General features: G+C 68.1%; 2 protein-coding genes. Both read left to right on the forward strand.

What is annotated here, in order from left to right:
* The first annotated feature begins 63 nt into the window (after window positions 1-63).
* Window positions 64-12,819 carry a non-ribosomal peptide synthetase gene (locus E1288_RS15635; protein ID WP_165968135.1) on the forward strand — a complete coding sequence of 4,252 codons (12,756 nt, stop codon included), beginning with the start codon at window positions 64-66 and terminating at the stop codon, window positions 12,817-12,819.
* A complete protein-coding gene (locus E1288_RS15640) occupies window positions 12,816-21,755 on the forward strand; it encodes a non-ribosomal peptide synthetase (RefSeq protein ID WP_132485675.1) in 8,940 nt (2,979 codons plus the stop codon). Before E1288_RS15635 ends, E1288_RS15640 begins: the two co-directional genes overlap by 4 nt.
* The last annotated feature ends 29 nt before the right edge of the window (window positions 21,756-21,784 follow it).

A 21,784-nucleotide genomic window follows, 5' to 3' on the forward strand; every position in this document is an offset into this window, starting at 1 on the left:
GCCGGGCGGCCTCCCGATGCCGTCTCCGCCTGGTTGATGACGATTTGAAGGAGTCGGGCCTTGGTGGCGTTGAATCCTGTCCGGGGCAACACGGTGCCAGAGCTGTTCGAGGCGCAGGCCGCTCGCGCACCGGAAGCGATCGCGGTGGTGGCCGAGGACGCCACGCTGACCTACGCCGCGCTCAACGCCCGCGCCGACGACCTCGCCGGACTCCTCTTGAAGCGTGGTGCGGGAAGCGAGACCAGGGTGGCCGTGCTGCTGGACCGCTCCGCGGATCTGGTGGTGGCGTTGCTCGCGGTGCTGAAGGCGGGCGCGGCGTACGTTCCGCTGGACCCGCGTCACCCGGCGGACCGCATTCGCTTCCTGCTGCGGGACTCCGCAGCGTCGATGCTGCTGACGGACGATGCCGCACCGGAGCTCGCTGAGTCGGTCGACATCGTCGTGCTCGACGACGCGGCTGACCGGGCGGCATCGAAACCCGCGGGTCCACGCGATCCTCGGCAGCTCGCGTACGTGATGTACACGTCCGGTTCTTCCGGGCTGCCGAAGGGAGTTGCGACCACCCACGCCGACGTGGTGGCGCTCGCGTCGGACAGCGCATGGGACTCCGGGCAGCACGAGCGCGTCCTGGTGCACTCGCCGAGCGCCTTCGATGCGTCGACGTACGAGTTGTGGGTTCCGCTGCTGCGCGGCGGCCGGGTCGTGGTCGCGCCGCCGGGAGACCTGACCGCTCATGCGCTGGACCGCTTGATCGCGGAACACCGCATCACCGGGCTGTGGCTCACCGCAGCCCTTTTCAACGTCTTGGCGGACGAACGACCAGAGGTCTTCGCCAAGGTTGGCGAGGTTTGGACAGGTGGGGAAGCCGCTTCGGCCGCGGCCTTCCGCCGGGTCTTGGACGCTTGCCCGCGGACGACGTTGGTGAACGGGTACGGCCCGACGGAAGTCACGACGTTCGCGACCAGCCATGTGGTGCGCCCGGGCACGGAACTGGGGAACGGTGTCCCGATCGGTGGTCCGCTGGACGACACGCGTGCGCACGTGCTGGACGCGGGCCTGCGACCGGTGCCTCCGGGTGCGGTGGGCGAGCTGTACGTCGCAGGTGCCGGGGTGGCGCGCGGGTATTGGGGGCGTGCCGGGTTGACGGCCGAGCGGTTCGTGGCGGACCCGTTCTCCGCCGGTTCCCGGATGTACCGGACCGGGGACCTGGTCCGCCGGAACCCGGAAGGTGCTTTGGAGTTCGTCGGACGCGCCGATGACCAGGTCAAGATCCGCGGCTTCCGGATCGAGTTGAGCGAGGTCGAGGCCGTCCTGAGCGCCGATCCCCGGGTGACGCGGTGCGTGGTGGTGGCCCGGGAGGACGGGCCGGGGGACAAGCGGCTGGTCGCGTACGTCGTCGCCGGGCCGGATGGGTGCGAACCGGCCGAGGTGCGGGCGAACGCGGCCCGGCTCCTACCGGACTACATGGTGCCCTCGGCGGTCGTGGTCCTCGAACGCTTTCCGTTGAACACCAATGGGAAGGTCGACCGGGGCGCGTTGCCGGTTCCGGAGGTCGCGGCCGGGAAGGGGCGGGGCCCCCGCACGCCCCACGAAGACCTGCTGTGCGGGTTGTTCACCGAGGTGTTGGGCGTGGCGGGGGTGGGGGTTGACGACAGCTTCTTCGATCTGGGCGGCCATTCGCTGTTGGCGACGCGGTTGGTGAGTCGTGTTCGCGCCGCGTGTGGTGTGGAGTTGTCCGTACGTGCGGTGTTCGAGGCGCCGACGGTGGCGGAGCTCGCTGCGCAGGTCGGCGCTCAAGAGGGTGGGGCGAGTCTGCCGTTGGTGGCCGGGGACCGGCCGGATCGCATTCCGCTGTCGTTCGCCCAACACCGGCTTCGGTTCGTCGACGAGCTCGAAGCTGCCGGGTCGGCCTACCACATTCCGCTGGCATGGCGGCTGACCGGCGAGGTCGACGTTCCGGCCCTTCGCGAGGCGGTCTGGGACGTGGTGGACCGCCACGAAGCACTTCGGACGGTGTTGCCCGAGGTCGGGGGGGTGCCGGAGCAGAAGGTGCTCCACAACGCGCGGAGCGTCCTGGACGTTCCGGTGTTGCGCGCTTCGGCTGGTGAGGTCGACCGGATCGTGGCCGACCACGCGGAGCAGCGGTTCGACCTGTCCCGGGAGGTGCCGGTTCGTGCGCGGATTCTCGTGGTGGACGAGCAAGAGGTCGTGCTGTCGGTGGTGTTGCACCACATTGCCGGTGATGGGTGGTCGGTGGTCTCGCTGGTGCGGGATCTGGGCACGGCGTATGCCGCGCGGTGCGTTGGTGAGGTGCCGGGTTGGCGGGATCTGCCGGTGCAGTACGCGGATTTCGCGCTGTGGCAGCGGGAAGCCCTGGGGAGTGAGGATGATCCGGGGAGTGTGATCTCGCGCCAGTTGGAGTTCTGGAAGGGCGAACTCCGTGGTCTTCCGGACGAGATCGCGCTGCCGGTGGATCGGTCTCGTCCTGCGGTTGCTTCGCATTCGGGCCGGCGGTTGGGTTTTGGGGTCTCGCCGGAGTTGTACGCGGGTTTGGCGGGCGTGGCCGGTGAGTGCCGGGCGACGGTGTTCATGGTGGTGCAGGCCGCGTTGGCGGTGTTGTTGACGCGGTTGGGTGCGGGTACGGACATTCCGATCGGAACTCCGATCGCTGGTCGTAGGGAGCAGGCGACCGAGGATCTGGTGGGGTTCTTCGTCAACACGCTGGTGTTGCGGACCGACACATCGGGTGATCCGAGTTTCCGGGAGCTCCTGGGGCGCGTCCGCGAGTCGGATCTGCCTGCATACGCCCACCAGGACCTGCCTTTCGAGCGTCTTGTCGAGGCGTTGAACCCGCAGCGCTCTCTTGCCCGGCATCCGCTGTTCCAGGTCATGTTGGCGTTCCAGAACGTCGAGCAGGCGAGCTTCAGCTTGCCCGGCGTTGAGGCGGAAGCCCTATCGGCGGTCGACGGTTCGGCGAAGTTCGATCTGACTTTCGAGCTGACCGAGCGGCGTGGTGAGGGGCTCGCCGGTGAGCTGGAGTTCAGCACGGACCTGTTCGATCGTGCCACCGCGGAACAACTCGCTGCCCGGCTGGTGCGCGTGCTGGAAATGGTTGCCGCAGAACCGGATGTCCGGGTCGGCGACATCGACGTCCTGACCGAGGACGAGCGCCATCGGTTCCTCGAACGCTCGAATGAAGCACCGGACGTCCCGGTGTCGACCCTGCCGGCTTTGTTCGAGGCCCAGGCGGCGGATTCGCCCGATGCCGTCGCGGTGGTCTGCGGCGACGAGTCGGTGTCGTACGCCGAGTTGAACGCTTGCGCGAACCGGCTTGCCCGGCACTTGGCCGCCCGCGGCGTCGGCCCGGATTCCGTGGTGGCCTTGATGTTCCCGCGGTCGGTGGAGATGGTCGTGGGAATGCTGGCGGTGCTGAAGGCGGGTGCCGCGTACCTGCCGATCGATCCGGACCAGCCCGCCGAGCGCATCGGGTTCATGCTCGCCGACGCCGATCCGGCGCTGGTGATGACGGTCCGCCGGGCCGAGGCCGGACTACCTCGCGGACCCGGGTTCCCGGTGCTGACGGTGGACGATCCGGCCTCCGCCGAGGTCGTGGCCGGGATGTCGGGTGTCGATCTTTCCGATGCGGATCGTGCACTTCCGCTGGATACCGGTCATGCGGCGTACGTGTTGTTCACGTCGGGGTCGTCGGGGCGGCCGAAGGGTGTGGTCGTCACCCATGCCAACGTTGCGCGGCTGCTGGCGGTCGGTCGAGCCCGCTTCGGCTTCGGCCCCGACGACGTGTGGACCTTGTTCCACTCCTACGGGTTCGACTTCTCGGTCTGGGAGTTGTGGGGCGCGTTCTCGTGCGGCGGTCGGCTGGTGGTCGTCCCGTGGGAGGTGTCGCGCTCTCCCGGCGAGTTCGCCGAGCTGCTGGTCCGGGAGCGCGTGACGGTGCTGAACCAGACGCCGTCGGCGTACTACCAGCTGGTGCGAGAAGCTCAAGATGGCCGGCTTTGGGAGCGGGGCTGCGTCCGGTACGTGGTCCTGGGCGGTGAGGCGCTGGATTGCAGCCGGGTTCCGGATCGGGGTGACGGTCGGGGCCCGGTGGTGGTGAACATGTACGGCATCACCGAGACGACCGTGCACGTCACCCACGCTGAGATCGGGGCCGGTGATGGCGGGCGCGGCAGGATCGGTCGGCCCCTGGCCGATCTGCGGGTGCACGTGCTCGACGCGAACCTGGCACCGGTGCCGGTGGGCGTGGTGGGCGAGATGTACGTCGCCGGCGCGGGCGTGGCACGGGGCTACGCCGGGCGACCCGGGCTGACCGGGCAGCGGTTCGTCGCCGACCCGTTCGGCGAGCCCGGTGGGCGGATGTACCGCAGCGGAGACCTGGCCCGCCGGAACCGGCACGGCGAACTGGAGTACGTCGGCCGGGCAGATGACCAGGTGAAGGTTCGTGGCTTCCGGATCGAATCGGGCGAGGTGGAGGCCGCGCTGGGCGCGCATCCTCGGGTGGCGCGGTGCGTGGTGGTCGCGCGCGAGGACCAGCCCGGCGACAAGCGGCTGGTGGCTTACATCGTGGCTGATGCTCACGGCTGCGACCCGGGCGAGGTGCGGGCGTTCGCGGCCGGACGCCTTCCGGACTACATGGTGCCCTCGGCAGTGGTGGTGCTGGACGATTTGCCGCTGACAGCCAACGGGAAGCTCGATCGCCGCGCGCTACCTGCACCGGATCTCGGCCCCGCGGCGGGGAACGTGCCGCCTCGGACGCCGCGCGAAGTGCTGTTGTGCGGGTTGTTCGCCGAGGTGCTGGCGGTGGAGGGGGTGGGGATCGACGACAGCTTCTTCGATCTGGGCGGGCATTCGTTGCTGGCGACTCGGTTGGTGAGTCGCATCCGTGCCGCGTGCGGTGTGGAGTTGCCGGTGCGTGCGGTGTTCGAGGCGCCAACGGTCGCCGAACTCGCTGCGCGGATGGAGAGCAGTGACGTACCGGCGGGTGCCGTCCGGGGCTTGGTCGCTGATGTGCGGCCGGAGCGGGTGCCGTTGTCGTTCGCTCAGTACCGGTTGTGGTTCGTGGACAAGCTGGATGCGGTCGGTTCGGCGTATCACATTCCGCTGGCGTGGCGGCTGTCCGGCGAGGTCGACATCCTGGCGTTGCAGGAAGCGGCGCGGGACGTCCTGGCGCGGCACGAGGTGTTGCGGACGGTCTTCCCGCAGGACGAGGACGATGTTCCTCGGCAGCGGATCCTGGACACCGGAACTGCGTGGGAGCTGGCGGCCGGCGGAACCGGAGTACCGGAGATCGCCGCCGACGAGGTCTCTGGGGTGATGGCCGAGGAAGCCGGGCAGGCTTTCGACTTGGGTGTGGAGCCGCCGATCAGGGTGCGTTCGTGGGACGTCGCCGGAGGCGGCCACGTCTTGTTGGTGGTGTTGCACCACATCGCCGGTGATGGGTGGTCGGTGGTGCCGCTGCTGCGGGATCTGGGCACGGCGTATGCGAAGCGGCGTACCGGTGAGGCACCGGGTTGGCAGGACTTGCCGGTGCAGTACGCGGATTTTGCGTTGTGGCAGCGGGACGTGCTGGGCAGTGAGGAAGATCCGGGCAGCCTGATCTCTCTCCAGCTGGAGTTCTGGAAGGACGAGCTCCGCGGCCTTCCGGAGGAGATCGTCCTTCCGGTGGACCGGTCTCGTCCGGCGGTCGCTTCGCATTCGGGGCAGCGGTTGGGTTTTGAAGTCTCGCCGGAGTTGTACGCGGGCTTGGCGGGTGTGGCTGGTGAGTGCCGGGCGACGGTGTTCATGGTGGTGCAGGCCGGACTTGCTGCGTTGCTGACGCGGTTGGGTGCGGGTGCGGATATTCCGATCGGGAGTCCGATCGCTGGTCGTACAGAGCAGGCGACCGAGGATCTGGTGGGGTTCTTCGTCAACACGCTGGTGTTGCGGACCGACACATCGGGCGATCCGAGCTTCCGCGAGCTGCTGGCGCGGGTCCGGGAGACGGACCTGGCCGCATATGCCAATCAGGACCTGCCATTCGAGCGTCTCGTCGAGGCCATCAACCCGCAGCGGTCGCTGGCTCGGCATCCGCTGTTCCAGGTGATGTTGGCGTTCCAGAACGTTGAGCAGACGGATCTGGAGATCGCCGGCGCCGGAGTGGAATCCCTGCCGGTGGACGGTGCGGCGGCGAAGTTCGATCTCACCGTTGAGCTGACCGAGCGGCGTGGTGACGCGGGCGAGGCGGGGCTCGCCGGTGAGCTGGAGTTCAGCACGGATTTGTTCGATCTCGCCACCGCGGAACAACTCGCTGCCCGACTGGTGCGGGTGCTGGAAGCCGTTGTCGAAGACCCGGATGTTCGGCTAGGAGAGATCGACATTCTCACCGGCGCCGAACGGGATCAGTTGCTTGAGGTGTGGAACGGGCGAGGTGTGGTCGTCGCCGAGTCGACCTTGCCGGAGTTGTTCGAGGTCCAGGTTGCGGAGTCGCCGGATGCCACTGCGGTGGTGTGCGGTGATGAGTCGGTGTCGTACGCCGAGTTGAACGGCCGGGCGAATCGGCTTGCTCGGTGTCTGATCGGTCGTGGTGCGGGGCCGGGTTGTGTTGTGGGGCTTGCGGTTCCGCGGTCGGTTGAGATGGTCGTGGCGGTGTGGGCGGTGCTCAAGGCGGGTGCTGCGTATTTGCCGGTCGATCCGGGCTTTCCGGCCGAGCGGATCGGGTTCATGTTGGCCGACGCCGACCCGGTGCTGGTGGTGACGACCGTCGAAGCCGAACACGCGATGCCACGGGGCTTTCCGGTTCTCGTGGTCGATGATCCGGGTACTGCGCCTGTGGTGGCCGGGTTCTCGGATGCGGATCTCACTCGCGGAGACCGGGCTGGAGCGGACCTCGATGATGCGGCGTACGTGTTGTTCACGTCGGGTTCTTCGGGGCGCCCGAAGGGTGTGATCGTCACCCATCGGAACGTGTGCGGGTTCGTTTCGTCGATCGATCCGTGGTTGGAAGCAGGACCCGGGGATCGGTTGCTGGCGGTGACGACGTTGTCGTTCGACATCGCCGTGGTGGAGCTGCTGGCGCCGCTGCTCGCCGGCGCCTCGGTCGTGGTCGCGACCAAGGCCGAGCTGGCGGATCCGCCCGCGTTGGCCGGGTTGGTGGCCGAGTGGGGTGTGACGGTCATGCAGGCCACACCAGCCCTGTGGCAGGTCGTGGCGGCCGAGACTCCGGCGATGTTGCGTGGGCTTCGCGTGTTGACCGGTGGCGAGGCCTTGCCGGAGGACCTGGCGACCCGGCTGGGGATGTTGGCCGGTGAGGTGGTCAACCTCTACGGGCCGACGGAGGCCACGGTGTGGTCGACCGCGGCGGAAATCGACCGAACGGGTTCGGTGTCCATCGGCCGACCGCTGGACAACACCCGCGTCTACGTCCTGGATGTAGGCCTGCGTCCGGTACCGCCTGGTGTGCGAGGTGAGTTGTTCATCGCCGGTGCCGGGGTGGCCCGGGGCTATCTCGGGCGTCCCGGGTTGACGGCCGAGCGTTTCGTGGCTGATCCGTTCGGTCCTGCGGGTGGCCGGATGTACCGGACCGGGGATGTGGCGCGCTGGAACCGGGATGGGGAGTTGGAGTTCGTTGGCCGGGTGGATGATCAGGTCAAGGTTCGGGGTTTCCGGATCGAGCTGGGTGAGGTCGAGGCCGCCCTGGTTGCTCATCCGGCGGTGGCGCAGTGCGTGGTGGCCGCGCGGGAGGACCGGCCGGGCGAAAAGCGCCTGGTCGCCTATGTCGTGGCTCGCACGGGCGACCTAGACCCTGCGGACTTGCGGGATCACGTGTCCCGCAGCCTGCCGGATTACATGGTCCCTTCGGCAGTGCTGCCCCTGGAGCATCTTCCGCTCACCGCCAACGGGAAGCTGGACCGGAAGGCGCTGCCCGCTCCGGACTTCAACTCCGGGCCGGCGAAAGCGTCACCGCGGACACCGCGCGAGGAACTGCTTTGCGAGTTGTTCGCCGAGATCCGAGGCCTGCCGGAGGTGGGCGTCGAGGACAACTTCTTCGATCTCGGTGGGGACAGCATCGGGTCCATGCAGCTGGTGAGCCGCGCCCGAAGCGCCGGACTGGTGATCACCCCTCGCGATGTGTTCGAGCACAAGACGCCGGCGGCATTGGCGGCCGTCGCGGGAGTGCTGGAGACCGCGCCGGACACCTCGGACGAGTCCAGCGAATCCGATTCGGTGCTGGTCGTGCTCGATGCGGTTGAGGCTCGGCTGGTGGAGGAGGCGGTCGGTGGGGTGGTGGATGTCCTTCCGCTGTCGCCGCTTCAGGAAGGGTTGCTGTTCCACGCCGTCTTCGATGACGGATCGAACGATGTCTATTCGGTGCAGCTGGTTTTCGAGCTGTCGGGGGAGGCGGATGGCGAGAGGCTGCGGCGTGCTGGGGATGTGCTGCTCGCGAGGTATCCGAATCTGCGGGCGTGCTTCGTTCACGAGGGGCTGAGTCGTCCGGTTCAGGTCGTGCCGGGGGAATCGGATATCGGCTGGACCGAGGTGGATCTGTCGGCCTGCGAGGAGACCGAGCGCGAGCTGGATCGGTTGTTGGAGCGGGATCGTGCTGCCGGGTTCGACGTGCAGCGGGGACCGCTGCTGCGGATGATGTTGGTTCGCCTCGGCGAGGAGCGTTCCCGAATGGTGGTGACCACCCACCACCTCGTGCTGGACGGCTGGTCGCTTCCGTTGCTGGTGCGTGAATTGTTCACGTTGTACGAGCGACGCGGCGATGATGGTGACTTGCCCATGCCGAGGAGGTATCGGGACTTCCTGGCGTGGCTGAGCAATCGTGACCGCGACGCGGCACTGGGAGCGTGGCGGGAGGCGCTGGAGGGTGTTGAGCCGTTGTTGCTCGGCGCTGGGGATCGGGTGCCGGTCGTACCGCAGCGGTTTTCATTGGAGCTGCCGGAGGAGCTGACCGCAGGGCTGGTGGAATGGGCCCGGGCCTGCGGACTGACGCTGAACACGGTGGTGCAGGGCGCGTGGGCGCTGCTGCTGAGCCGGTGGACCGGGCGCGGGGATGTGGTGTTCGGGTCCACCGTGTCGGGTCGTCCTCCGGAGCTTCCGGAGGTGGACTCGATGTTGGGCCTGTTCATCAACACGATCCCGGTCCGGGTCCGGCTGGATCCTTCGGAGACCGTCGCGGAGCTGCTGGTCCGGTTGCAGGCGGAGCAGGCGCGGCTGCTGGACCACCAGTACTTGGGCCTGGCGGACATCCAGCGCCAGGTGGGCACCGGTGAGCTGTTCGATACCGCCACCGTCTACGAGAACCATCCGATCGACCTCGATGAACTGTCGAATCCGATGCGCGAGTTGCGGATGACGTCGGCGGAGAGCCTCGACGCCACCCACTACACCCTCAACCTGGCGGTGATGCCCGGCGAGCGGCTGCAACTGCGGTTCGGCTACCGCCCCGACGTCTTCGAGCAGGCCACCGTCGAGACGCTCGCCAGCCGCTTCCAACGCATCCTCGAAACAGTTGTCGAAGATCCGGATCAGCGGGTGGGGCGCATCGATGTCCTCTTCGAGGCGGAGCGCCATCGGCTTCTCGTGGACTGGAACGCGGCCGAGGTCGATGTTCCGGAGGTCGCGCTGCCGGAGTTGTTCGAGGCTCAGGTTGTGCGGGCGCCGGGGGCCACGGCGGTGGTGTGTGGTGGTGTGTCGGTGACGTACGGGGAGCTCAATGCGAGGGCGAACCGGCTCGCTCGTTGTTTGGTCGCGCGGGGTGCTGGGTCGGAATCCGTTGTTGCGTTGGCGCTTCCGAGGTCGGTGGACATGGTTGTCGCCGTGTTGGCCGTTCTCAAGGCGGGGGCCGCGTACCTGCCCATCGACTTGGACCATCCCGCCGAACGAATCCGGTTCATGCTCGACGACATCAAGCCGGTGCTGGTGGTGACGGCCGGTGACGTCGAAGATGTCGTTCCGCCAGACGTGCCTCGACTGGTGGTGGGTGATCCGGTGGCGGCCGCGTTGTCGGATGCGGATCTAGCTGATGGGGATCGGGTTGGTCCGTTGGCTGCGGGGAATGCGGCGTATGTGTTGTACACGTCGGGTTCGACGGGGCGGCCGAAGGGTGTCGTGGTCGGACATTCGAGTGTTGTTGGTTTGGCGATGTGGGCCGCGAAGGCTTTCGGCGATCGGTTGCGGTGTGTGTTGGCATCGACGTCGTTGAGCTTCGATGTTTCGGTTTTCGAGATCTTGGTGCCGTTGACGGTGGGCGGGCGCGTCGTGCTGGTGGATGATCTGCTTTCCTTGGCGGATTCGCCGGGGTTGCTGTCCGAGGTTTCTCTCGTCAGCGGTGTTCCGTCGGCAGTCGCAGGTCTGCTGGGGGCGTGCGACATGCCGGAGAAGCGGAGCGTCGAGACGTTGGTCCTGGCAGGTGAGGGGTTGCCGGCGTCGTTGTTGTCGCGGGTGAGGTCGGTGTTCCCGGATTGCTCGGTGGCCAACATCTATGGGCCGACCGAGGCGACGGTGTATGCGACGGCGTGGTTCTGGCGCGATGACCGGCCGGTGGAGGTGCCGCCGATCGGCCGCCCGGTTTCCAATACCCGGGTTCATGTGCTGGATTCCGAATTGCGGTTGGTACCGCCTGGCGTGGTGGGAGAGCTCTACCTCGCGGGAAGTGGGCTGGCCCGCGGCTACTCGGGGCGTTCCGGCCTGACCGCGGATCGTTTCGTCGCCGACCCGTTCGGCTCTGCGGGCGGCCGGCTGTACCGGACCGGTGACCTGGTGCGCTGGAACCGGGATGGCGAGCTGGAGTTCGTCGGCCGGGCCGACGACCAGGTCAAGGTGCGCGGCTTCCGGATCGAGCTCGGCGAAGTCGAGACCGCCCTGACCTCCCACCCGCAAGTGGCTCACGCCGTCGTCGTCGCAAGGCAGGATCGGCCGGGGGAGAAGCGGCTGGTGGCCTACGTGGTGCCGACCGGCGACGGCTGTGAGCCGGACGAGCTGCGGGATCACGTCGCCAGGGCCCTGCCCGACTACATGGTGCCCACCGCTGTCGTGTTGCTGGACGGATTGCCGTTGAACTCCAACGGGAAACTCGATCAGGAGGCGCTCCCCGCGCCCGAGGTGAAGGCAGGGGGAGGACGAGGTCCACGTTCCGAGCGGGAGGGGCTGTTGTGCGAGGCGTTCGCCGAGGTGCTCGAGATCGACGACGTCGGCCCGGAGGACAGCTTCTTCCAGCTGGGCGGGGACAGCATCTTGTCGATCCAACTGGTCGCCAGATTGCGCAGGGCCGGTTTGGTGTTGAGTCCGCGTCAGGTGTTCGAGCACCGGACTCCGGCAGGACTGGCGGTGGTGGCGGCATCGCGTTCGGCGTCGGCCTCGGTGGTTTCCGGGGTCGGGGCCGTGGCGTTGACGCCGGTGATGCATTGGCTGGGCGAACGGGGTGACCTGGGGGCGGCCTACTTCCAGTCGGTGGTGCTGGAGGTTCCGGCCGGATTGTCGTTGGGGGCCTTGGTATCGGCTCTCGGGGCTGTGGTGGATCGTCATGATCTATTGCGGGCTCGGTTGGGCGAGCAGGGTTTGGTGGTGCCGCCGGTGGGGTCGGTCGATGCCGCCGATCTGGTGGAGCGGGCCGAAGTTCCCGAGGCTGATCCGGACTGGCGGGTCGTGCTGGCGGGAGCGGAGGCAGCCGCGGCGGCTGGTTTGGATCCCGCGCGAGGGGTGATGCTCCGGGCGGTCTGGCTGGACGCGGGTGGTTCACGACCAGGACGACTTCTGCTGGTCGCCCATCATCTGGTGGTCGATGGGGTGTCGTGGCGCGTTCTGGTGTCGGATCTGCGGGAAGCGCACCGAGCATTGGCCTCAGGGCGGCCCGCGGGGTTGCAGCCGGTCGGCACGTCGTTTCGCCAGTGGGCCGGTCTGCTGGGCGAACTCGCGGAATCGCGGGCGTCGGAGCTGCCGATCTGGAAAGAGGTCTTGGCCCATCCCGGCCTGCGTGTGACCGATCGCGACGTTGCGGGCGAGGACACGGTGGCAGGAGTGCGGTCGTTGAACGTCTCACTGCCTGCGGAGCAGACGGCGGCGTTGCTGACGAGAGTCCCTGCGGCGTTCTTCGCCGGTGTCGACGACGTGTTGCTTACGGCGCTGGCGTTGGCCGTGCGGCACCACACCGGCTCACCGGGTGGCGTGCTGGTCGATGTGGAAGGGCACGGCAGGCACGAGGAGGTCGTCCAAGGGATCGATCTGACCCGAACGGTGGGTTGGTTCACCACGTTGCACCCGGTGCTGCTGAATCCCAGCGAACTCGACTGGGCCGAGATCACCACCGGAGGCCCCGCTCTGGGAACGGCGTTGAAGCAGGTCAAGGAGCAGCTTCGGGCGATTCCCGATCACGGTTTGGGCTACGGACTCCTGCGGTACCTCAATCCGGACACCGCGCCAGAGCTCGTGAGGCCGGCAAGTCCGCAGATCGCGTTCAACTACCTGGGGCGATTCAGCGCACCTGCCGGCGGTGAGTGGGCCTGGGCGCCGGAAGCCGATGCCCTCGGCGGTGGTGCGGACCCGAGGCTGGGCGTGGGGCATGGCATCGAGATCAACGCGATCGCGGAAGACCGTGCCGATGGGACGCGGTTGACAGCGACGTGGTCCTGGCACACCGATGTCACCAGCCGCGAAGCCGTGCACGGACTCGCGCAGGACTGGCTGGCAGTCCTGAATGGACTCCTCGCCCACGCCGATCGGCCCGGAACAGGTGGACGTACTCCGTCGGACCTGCCCCTGCTCCAGCTCGACCAGCACGACATCGAGCGCCTTGAATCTTGGTGGAAGGACTCCAAATGACCAACCCGGATTTCGAAGACGTGCTGCCGCTGTCGCCGTTGCAGGAAGGGTTGCTGTTCCACGCCGTTTACGACGGGGGAGGGGGCGATGTGTATGTGATGCAGTTGGTGTTCGACTTCGCGGGTGAGGTGGACGGGGAGGCGTTGCGGCGCGCCTGGGACGTGTTGTTGCGGCGGTATCCGAATTTGCGGGCATGCTTTGTCCACGAGGGGTTGAGCCGTCCGGTTCAGGTCGTACCGCGGGATTCGGGTATCGGCTGGTCCGAGGTGGATCTTTCGGATTGCGACGAAGCCGGGCACGAGTTGACGCGGCTGCTGGAGCGGGATCGGGCCGCTGGGTTCGACGTGCAGCGGGGTCCGCTGCTGCGGCTGATGCTGGTTCGCCTGGGGGAGGGGCGTTCCCGGTTGGTGGTGACCAACCACCACCTCGTGTTGGACGGCTGGTCGCTCCCGCTGCTGGTTCGCGAGCTGTTCGCCCTGTACGAGCGGGGCGGCGACGACGGCGATCTACCGGTTCCGGGGAGATATCGGGACTTCCTCGTGTGGCTGAGCAACCGCGACCGAGAAGCTGCGCTGGGAGCGTGGGCCGAAGCGTTGGAGGACGCCCAGCCGCTGTTGGTGGGTTCGGGGGATCGGGCTCCCGTGCTGCCGGACGGATACTCGCTGGAATTGCCCGAGCCCTTGACGACGGCCCTGGCCCGATGGGCTCGGGAGCGTGGGTTGACGCTGAACACGGTGGTGCAGGGTGCGTGGGGGTTGTTGCTGAGTCGGTGGACCGGTCGAGGGGATGTGGTGTTCGGGTCCACTGTGTCCGGTCGTCCTCCGGAGCTTCCGGGGGTGGAGTCGGTGCTGGGGCTGTTCATCAACACGATCCCGGTCCGGATCCGGTTGGATCCGTCGGAGTCGATCGTGGACATGCTCGTCCGGTTCCAGGAGGAGCAGGCCAGGTTGTTGGACCACCAACACCTCGGCTTGGCCGACATCCAGCGGCAGGTCGGTACCGGGGAGCTGTTCGACACCGCCATCGCATTCGAGAACTACCCGCTCGACCCCGACGAGGTGCTCAACCCGTCCTCCGCGATCACCGTTACGTCGGTGTCGAGCTGGGACGCCACCCACTACGCGCTCCACCTCGTGGTGATGCCCGGCGAGCGGCTCCGGCTGCGGTTCGGTTACCGGCCCGATGTCTTCGACCGCTCCACGGTGGAAGGATTCGCCGGACGTCTCGTCGAGATCTTGCGAACCATCGTCGACGAACCTGACCAGCACGTGGGGCGCATCGACATCCTCACCGACGCCGAACACCACCGGCTTCTCGAAGAATCGGGCGGGAGCCGGACCAACGTTCCGGCGGTCACATTGCCGGAGTTGTTCGAGCGTCAGGTGGTGCGGGCGCCGGAGGCCACGGCGGTGGTGTGTGGTGGTGTGTCGGTGACGTACGCGGAGCTCAATGCGAGGGCGAACCGGCTCGCTCGTTGTTTGGTCGGTAGGGGTGCTGGGCCGGAATCCGTTGTTGCGTTGGCGCTTCCGAGGTCGGTCGACATGGTTGTCGCTGTGTTGGCCGTTCTCAAAGCCGGAGCCGCCTATCTGCCCATCGAGCTCGACCATCCCGCCGAGCGGATTGAGCTCATGCTCGACGACGCCAAGCCGGTGTTGCTGTTGACGGCTTCTGCGGTCGAGGTCGGCCTTTCCGACGAGGCCCTGCCCGTTGTGGTGGTGGACGATCCGGTGGTGGCCGGGTTGTCGGGTGCGGATCTGGTGGATGGGGATCGGGTTGGTCCGTTGGCTGTGGGGAATGCGGCGTATGTGTTGTTCACGTCGGGTTCGACGGGGCGGCCGAAAGGGGTCGTCGTCGGGCATTCGAGTGTCGCGGGTCTTTGTGCGTGGGCTGCGAAGGCGTTCGGTGATCGGTTGCGGTGCGTGTTGGCGTCGACGTCGTTGAGCTTCGATGTTTCGGTTTTCGAGATTTTGGTGCCGTTGACGGTGGGCGGGCGCGTCGTGCTGGTGGATGATCTGCTCGCCTTGGCGGATTTGCCGGGGTTGCTGTCCGAGGTTTCTCTCGTCAGTGGTGTTCCGTCGGCAGTCGCAGGTCTGCTGGGGGCGTGGGGCGAGTCGGAGGCGCCGGGCCTGGAGACGTTGGTGCTGGCGGGCGAGGGGCTGCCGGGCTCGCTGCTTTCCCGGGTGAGGTCGGTGTTCCCGGACTGCTTGGTGGCCAACATCTACGGGCCGACCGAGGCGACGGTGTATGCGACGGCGTGGTTCTGCAACGACGGCCGGCCGGTCGGAGTGCCGCCGATCGGCCGGCCGATCTCGAACACCCGGGTTTACGTGCTGGATTCCGAAATGCGGTTGGTCCCACCAGGCGCGGTTGGCGAGCTCCACCTGGCCGGTTCCGGACTGGCGCGGGGCTACTTCGGTCAAGCCGGGTTGACCGGCCAGCGGTTCGTCGCGGATCCGTTCGCTGCTGGGGAGCGGATGTACCGGACCGGTGACCTGGTGCGCTGGAACCGGGATGGCGAGCTGGAGTTCGTCGGCCGGGTCGACGACCAGGTCAAGGTGCGGGGCTTCCGGATCGAGCTCGGTGAGGTCGAGGCCGCCCTGGCCGGCCACCCGCAGATCGCGCAGGCCGCGGCAGTCGTCCGCGAAGACCAACCTGGCGACAAGCGGCTCATCGCCTACGTCGTCCCCGACGCCGGGCGGCGGGAGCCTGGCGAGGCGGACCACCAGAAGGTCGGCGATTGGCGAGCGGTCTACGACGAGCTGTACCGGGAAGGTTCCGCCGCCGAGTTCGGTGCCGACTTCACGGGCTGGAACAGCAGCTACGACGGCCTCCCCATCCCGCTGCCCGAGATGCGGGAATGGCGCGACGCGACGGTGGAGAGGGTGGCATCGCTCGCCCCGGAGCGGATCCTGGAGATCGGCGTCGGCACCGGCCTGCTGATGTCGCAGCTGGCGCCGAGGTGCGAGTCCTACTGGGCGACCGATTTCTCGCCCGTGGTGGTCGAGGCGCTGCGGAACCGGCTCGACGGAGATACCGGTTACGCGAACGTGGAGTTGTTGTGCCGGCCCGCGCACGTGCTGGACGACCTTCCCACCGACTTCTTCGACACCATCGTCATCAACTCCGTGGTCCAGTACTTCCCCAGCGTCGACTACCTGGTCGAAGTGCTGACCGCTGCCGTGCGGCTCCTCCGCCCGGGCGGTGCCGTCTTCGTCGGGGACGTGCGCAACCTCCGGCTGCTCAGGTGCTTCGCCACCGCCGTCGAGCTCGGCCGGGCGGACGGCTCGACGCCGCCGTCGGTCCTGCGCAGGTCGGTCGAGCAGAACATCTTGCAGGAAAAGGAGCTGCTGGTCGCGCCCGACTTCTTCGCGCGGTTCCGCGACGTCGTCGAGGACGTGGGCGAGATCGATGTGCGGATCAAGCGCGGTGCGGGCCACAACGAGCTCACCCGCTACCGCTACGACGCGGTGCTGCGCAAGACGACCGATGTCGTCGGCCCGACCGGTGATGCCGCGGAACCGCTCGAACTGAGGTGGGGGCGCGATGTCCGGGACTTCGCCGGTCTGCGCGAGGTGCTTTCCAGCACCCGGCCCGAGCGGCTGAGCGTCTCCGGGATCCCCAATGCCCGCTTGACGACGGACCTGGCGGCCGTGCGGGCGGTCGAACACGGCGCGGACGTCGAATCCGCGCGAGCCGAGCTGGTGCGGGATGTGGCCGGTGCCGAGCCGGACCCCGAGGGGTTCAACGAGTTGGCGGCGGAGATCGGCTACCGCGCGGCGCTCACGTGGTCGAGGGCAGCGGAAGAGCTCGATGCCGTGCTGGTTCGCGGCGACATCCTGGGCGACGGCCAACCGCACCCGCCCACCGGCGGCGCCGGGCGTCCCTGGTCGGTGTACGCCAACGACCCAGCGTCGTCGAGCGAGGTGGGTGCGGTCATCACGGCGTTGCAGCCCTACGTCGAGGAGCGGCTGCCCGCGCACATGGTCCCGGCGGCGATCGTCGCCGTGGACCGGCTTCCCCTGAATTCCAACGGGAAGTTGGACCGGCGACGGCTACCGGCGCCGGACTTCGGCGGCACCACGTCGGGCCGCGAACCCCGGACACCGGGGGAAGAGCTGCTGTGCGAGCTGTTCGCGACGGTGCTCGGCGTGCCGCGGGTGGGCGCCGACGACAGCTTCTTCAAGCTCGGCGGGGACAGCATCATGTCGATCCAGCTGTCCAGCCGCGCCCGCCGGGACGGGGTGGTCATCAGTCCGCGGCAGATCTTCGAGCACAAGACGCCCGCGGCGCTCGCGGCCTTGGTCGCCGAGGAACGGAACGGCAGGCACGAGCAGACAGCCGATTCGGCTTCGGTCGTGCTCGACGGGGCCGAGACCGCTCTGGTGGAGGAAGTGGTCGGCGAGGTGGCCGACGCCCTTCCGCTCTCGCCGTTGCAGGAAGGACTGCTGTTCCACGCCGTCTATGACGATGGCCTGGGGGATGTGTATGTCGTGCAGTTGGCGTTCGAGCTGCTGGGGGAGGTGGATGGGGACGGGTTGAGGCGCGCCGGGGACGCGTTGTTGGAGCGGTATCCGAACTTGCGGGCGCGTTTCGTCCATGAGGGGTTGAGTCGTCCGGTTCAGGTAGTGCCCCGGGAGTCGGCTGTCGCCTGGTCCGAGGCGGACCTGTCGGCTTGCGAGGAGGCCGAGCGCGAGGAGGAGTTGGATCGGCTGCTGGCAGCGGACCGGACGGCCGGCTTCGACGTGCAGCGGGGTCCATTGCTGCGAATGACTTTGGTACGGCTGGGCGAAGGGCGTTCTCGGCTCGTCGTGACCAACCACCACCTCGTGCTGGACGGCTGGTCGATGCCGCTTCTGGTGCGCGAGCTGTTCGCCCTGTACCGGGCGCGGGCGGATGGGTCCGGGATGCCGGCTCCGGGGGCGTACCGGGATTTCCTCGCGTGGTTGGCGAATCGTGATCGTGACGCGGCGCTGGGCGCGTGGGCTGAGGCGCTGGAAGGCGTTCAGCCGCTACTGCTCGGCCCCGGGGATCGAGTTTCGGTCGTTCCACAACGGTTCACGCTGGATATTCCGGAAGGGCTGACGGCCGACCTGGTGGAGTGGGCTCGGGAGCGTGGGTTGACGCTGAACACGGTGGTGCAGGGTGCGTGGGGGGTGTTGCTGAGTCGGTGGACCGGGCGCGGGGATGTGGTGTTCGGGTCCACTGTGTCGGGTCGTCCTCCGGAGCTCCCGGGTGTGGAGTCGATGTTGGGCCTGTTCATCAACACGATCCCGGTCCGGATCCGGTTGGATCCGTCGGAGTCCGTTGTGGACATGCTCGTTCGGTTCCAGGAGGAGCAGGCCAGGTTGTTGGACCACCAACACCTCGGTTTGGCGGACATCCAACGGCAGGTCGGCACGGGGGAACTGTTCGACACCGCCACCGTCTACGAGAACTACCCGCTCGACCCCGACGAGGCGATCGACCCGGAATCAGAGCTCCAGGTGGGGTCGGTGTCCGGTTGGGACGCCACCCACTACGCGCTGAACCTGGTGGCGATCCCGGGGGAGCGCCTGCGCCTGCGCCTGGGCTACCGGCCCGATGTCTTCGACCACGCCACGATCGAGGCGCAGTCCGCCCGGCTCCAACGCGTCCTGGAAGCGATCATCGCAGATCCCGACCGGCAGGTGGGTCGGCTCGACCTCCTCTCCAGCGCAGAACGCCGCCAACTGCTCGACCAGTGGAACGGGCGCCAGACCGGCACCCAGGAGACCGTGCTGCCGGAGCTGTTCCGGACCCAGGTCGAGCGGACACCCGATGCGGTGGCGGTCGTCTGCGGCGGCGAATCGGTGACGTACGCGGAGCTCGACGACCGGGCGAACCGGCTCGCCGGCCTGCTCGTGGAGCTCGGGGTCGGGCCGGAATCCGTGGTCGCGCTGGCGCTCCCGAGGTCGATCGACATGGTCGTGTCGATGGTGGCGGTGCTCAAATCCGGAGGCGCTTATCTGCCGATCGATCTGGACCACCCCGCTGAGCGGATCGACTTCGTGCTCGCAGACGCCAAGCCGACCCTGCTGATCACCAACGGCTCCGGCGGGATGAGTGCCGACATGGCGACCGTGCTGCTCGACGATCCAGCCACCTTTGCGGGCCGCGCCGGGGCAGCCGCGCCGGGCCGATCGACGCCGCATCCGGAGAACATCGCCTACGTGATGTACACCTCGGGCTCCACCGGGCAGCCCAAGGCCGTCATGGTCGCGCACGCCAACGTCGTCGACCTGGTCGCGTGTGCGCGGGAAACGATCGGCGTGGACAGGCTGGGCCGGGTGCTGGCGGCAACTTCGCTCGGCTTCGACTTCTCCGTGTTCGAGATCCTCGTACCGCTGATGGTCGGTGGCGCGGTCGAGGTGGTCCCCAACCTCTTGGCCCTGGCGGACGGCCCACCGCGCGGCGGGCTGGTCAGCGGCGTGCCGTCGGTGTTCGCCAGGGTCATCCAGGAGCAGGAGCGGCGTCCGGGAGTGGACACGGTGGTGCTCGGCGGGGAGCCGGTTCCACCCGAGTTGTACGACGGCATCCGCGCGGTCTTCCCCGGCTGCCGGGTGGCCAACATCTATGGCCCTACCGAGACGGTGGTGTACTCGACGATCTGGTCCTCCGACGACGACCTGGACGGCGCCCCGCCGATCGGAAGGCCGGTGCCCAACACGCGGGTGCACGTGCTGGACCCCGAGCTGAGGCTGGTCGCCCCTGGCGTGGTGGGGGAGCTGTACATCGCGGGCAGCGGGTTGGCACGGGGCTACTGGGAGCGGGCCGGGTTGACCGGCGAGCGGTTCGTCGCGGATCCGTACGGCCCTGCGGGCGGCCGGATGTACCGGACCGGTGACCTGGTGCGCTGGAACCGGGATGGTGCGTTGGAGTTCGTCGGCCGGGTCGACGACCAGGTGAAGGTCCGCGGTATCCGGATCGAGCCGGGCGAGATCGAGGCAGTGCTGACGACCCACCCGGACGTGGCTCGCAGTGCGGTGGTGGTCCGGCGGGACCGGCCGGGGGAGAAGCGGTTGGTGGCCTACGTGGTGCCGACCGGCGACGACTGCGAGCCGGGTGTGCTGCGGGATCACCTCGCCAGGACCCTGCCCGACTACATGGTGCCGTCCGCAGTGGTGGTGCTGGAGAGCTTCCCGCTGAACTCCAACGGGAAACTCGATCGTCAAGCCTTGCCCACGCCGGCGGTGACCACCGGGCCCAGCCGCGGTCCTCGCACCGATCGGGAGCGGCTCTTGTGCGAGGCGTTCGCCGAGGTGTTGGGGGTCGCTGAGGTCGGCGCGGAGGACGGTTTCTTCCAGTTGGGCGGGGACAGCATTGCCTCGATGCAGCTGGTTGCCAGATTGCGCAAGGTTGGGCTGGTTCTGAGTCCTCGTCAGGTGTTCGAGTGCAGGACGCCTGCGGGACTGGCGGTCGTGGCGTCGTCAGGTTCGGTGTCGGCCTCGGTGGCTTCCGGGGTCGGGGATGTGGCGTTGACGCCGGTGATGTGTTGGCTGGGCGAGCGGGGTGGGCTGAGGTCGGTCTTCTACCAGTCGGTGGTGCTGGAGGTTCCGGCGAGCTTGTCGCTGGACGTGTTGGTGGGTGCCCTCGGAGCGGTGGTGGACCGGCATGATCTGTTGCGGGCTCGGTTGGGTGAGCAGGGCCTGGTCGTGCCGTCGGCGGGGTCGGTGGATGCCGCTGATCTGGTGGAGCGGGTAGTGGTGCCCGAAGCCGTGGACTGGGCTTCGGTGCTCGCCGGGCGGGGCGAGGTCGCTGCGGCTGGTTTGGATCCCGCGCGAGGTGTGATGCTCCGGGCGGTCTGGCTGGACGGCGGTGGTTCGCGGTCTGGCCGGTTGTTGGTGGTGGCTCATCATGCGGTGGTCGATGGGGTGTCGTGGCGGGTGCTGGTGTCGGATCTGGGGGAGGCGTGCCATGCGCTGCTCTCGGGGCGGTCAGTTGAGTTGCAGCCGGTGGGCACGTCGTTTCGCCAGTGGGCCGGTCTGTTGGGGGAGCTGGCGGAATCGCGGGTGTCGGAGCTGCCGGTGTGGAAAGAGGTGCTGGCTCATCCCGGCGTGCGTGTGACCGATCGCGACGTTGAGAACGGGGACGCGGTCGCAGGGACGCAGTCGTTGACGGTGTCGTTGTCGGTGGAGCGGACGGCGGCGTTGCTGACGAGGGTCCCTGCGGCGTTCTTTGCCGGTGTCGATGATGCGTTGCTGACGGCGCTGGTGTTGGCCGTGCGGCATTGCGCGGGCATGCCGGGTGGTGTGCTGGTCGATGTGGAGGGGCACGGTCGGTATGAGGAGGTCGTTCCGGGGGTTGATTTGACGCGGACGGTGGGTTGGTTCACCACCTTGCACCCGGTGCTGCTAGATCCCGTCGCCCTGGATTGGCGGGAGGTCACCACCGGAGGTCCGGGTTTGGGGACGGCGTTGAAGCAGGTCAAGGAGCAGCTTCGGGTGATTCCTGACCACGGGCTGGGTTATGGGCTGCTGCGGTACCTCAATCCGGACACCGCGCCGGAGCTTGCGAGGCTCGCGCGTCCGCAGATCGCGTTCAACTACCTGGGTCGTTTCGGCGCATCCGCCGGTGGTGAGTGGGGTTGGGCCCCGGAGGGCGATGCGCTCGGTGGTGGCGCCGATCCGGCGTTGGGTGTGGGGCATGGCATCGAGATCAATGCGGTTGTGGAGGACGGTGTCGATGGTCCGTGGTTGGGCGTGACGTGGTCCTGGCACACCGCCGTTACCAGCCGTGAAGCGGTGCACGACCTGGCGCAGGACTGGCTGGCGGTCCTGAATGGACTCATCGCCCACGTCGATCGGCCCGGCACGGGCGGACGCACTCCGTCGGACCTGCCCCTGCTCCGGCTCGACCAGCACGACATCGAGGAGCTGGAAGCAGATCTGGAGCTGGAGTGGGAAGACCTCGACCGCTGATCGCGGCGGCCGGCCGCTCGGCGGGTCCA

The organism is Saccharopolyspora elongata (genome assembly GCF_004348985.1).
Lineage (GTDB): Bacteria > Actinomycetota > Actinomycetes > Mycobacteriales > Pseudonocardiaceae > Saccharopolyspora > Saccharopolyspora elongata.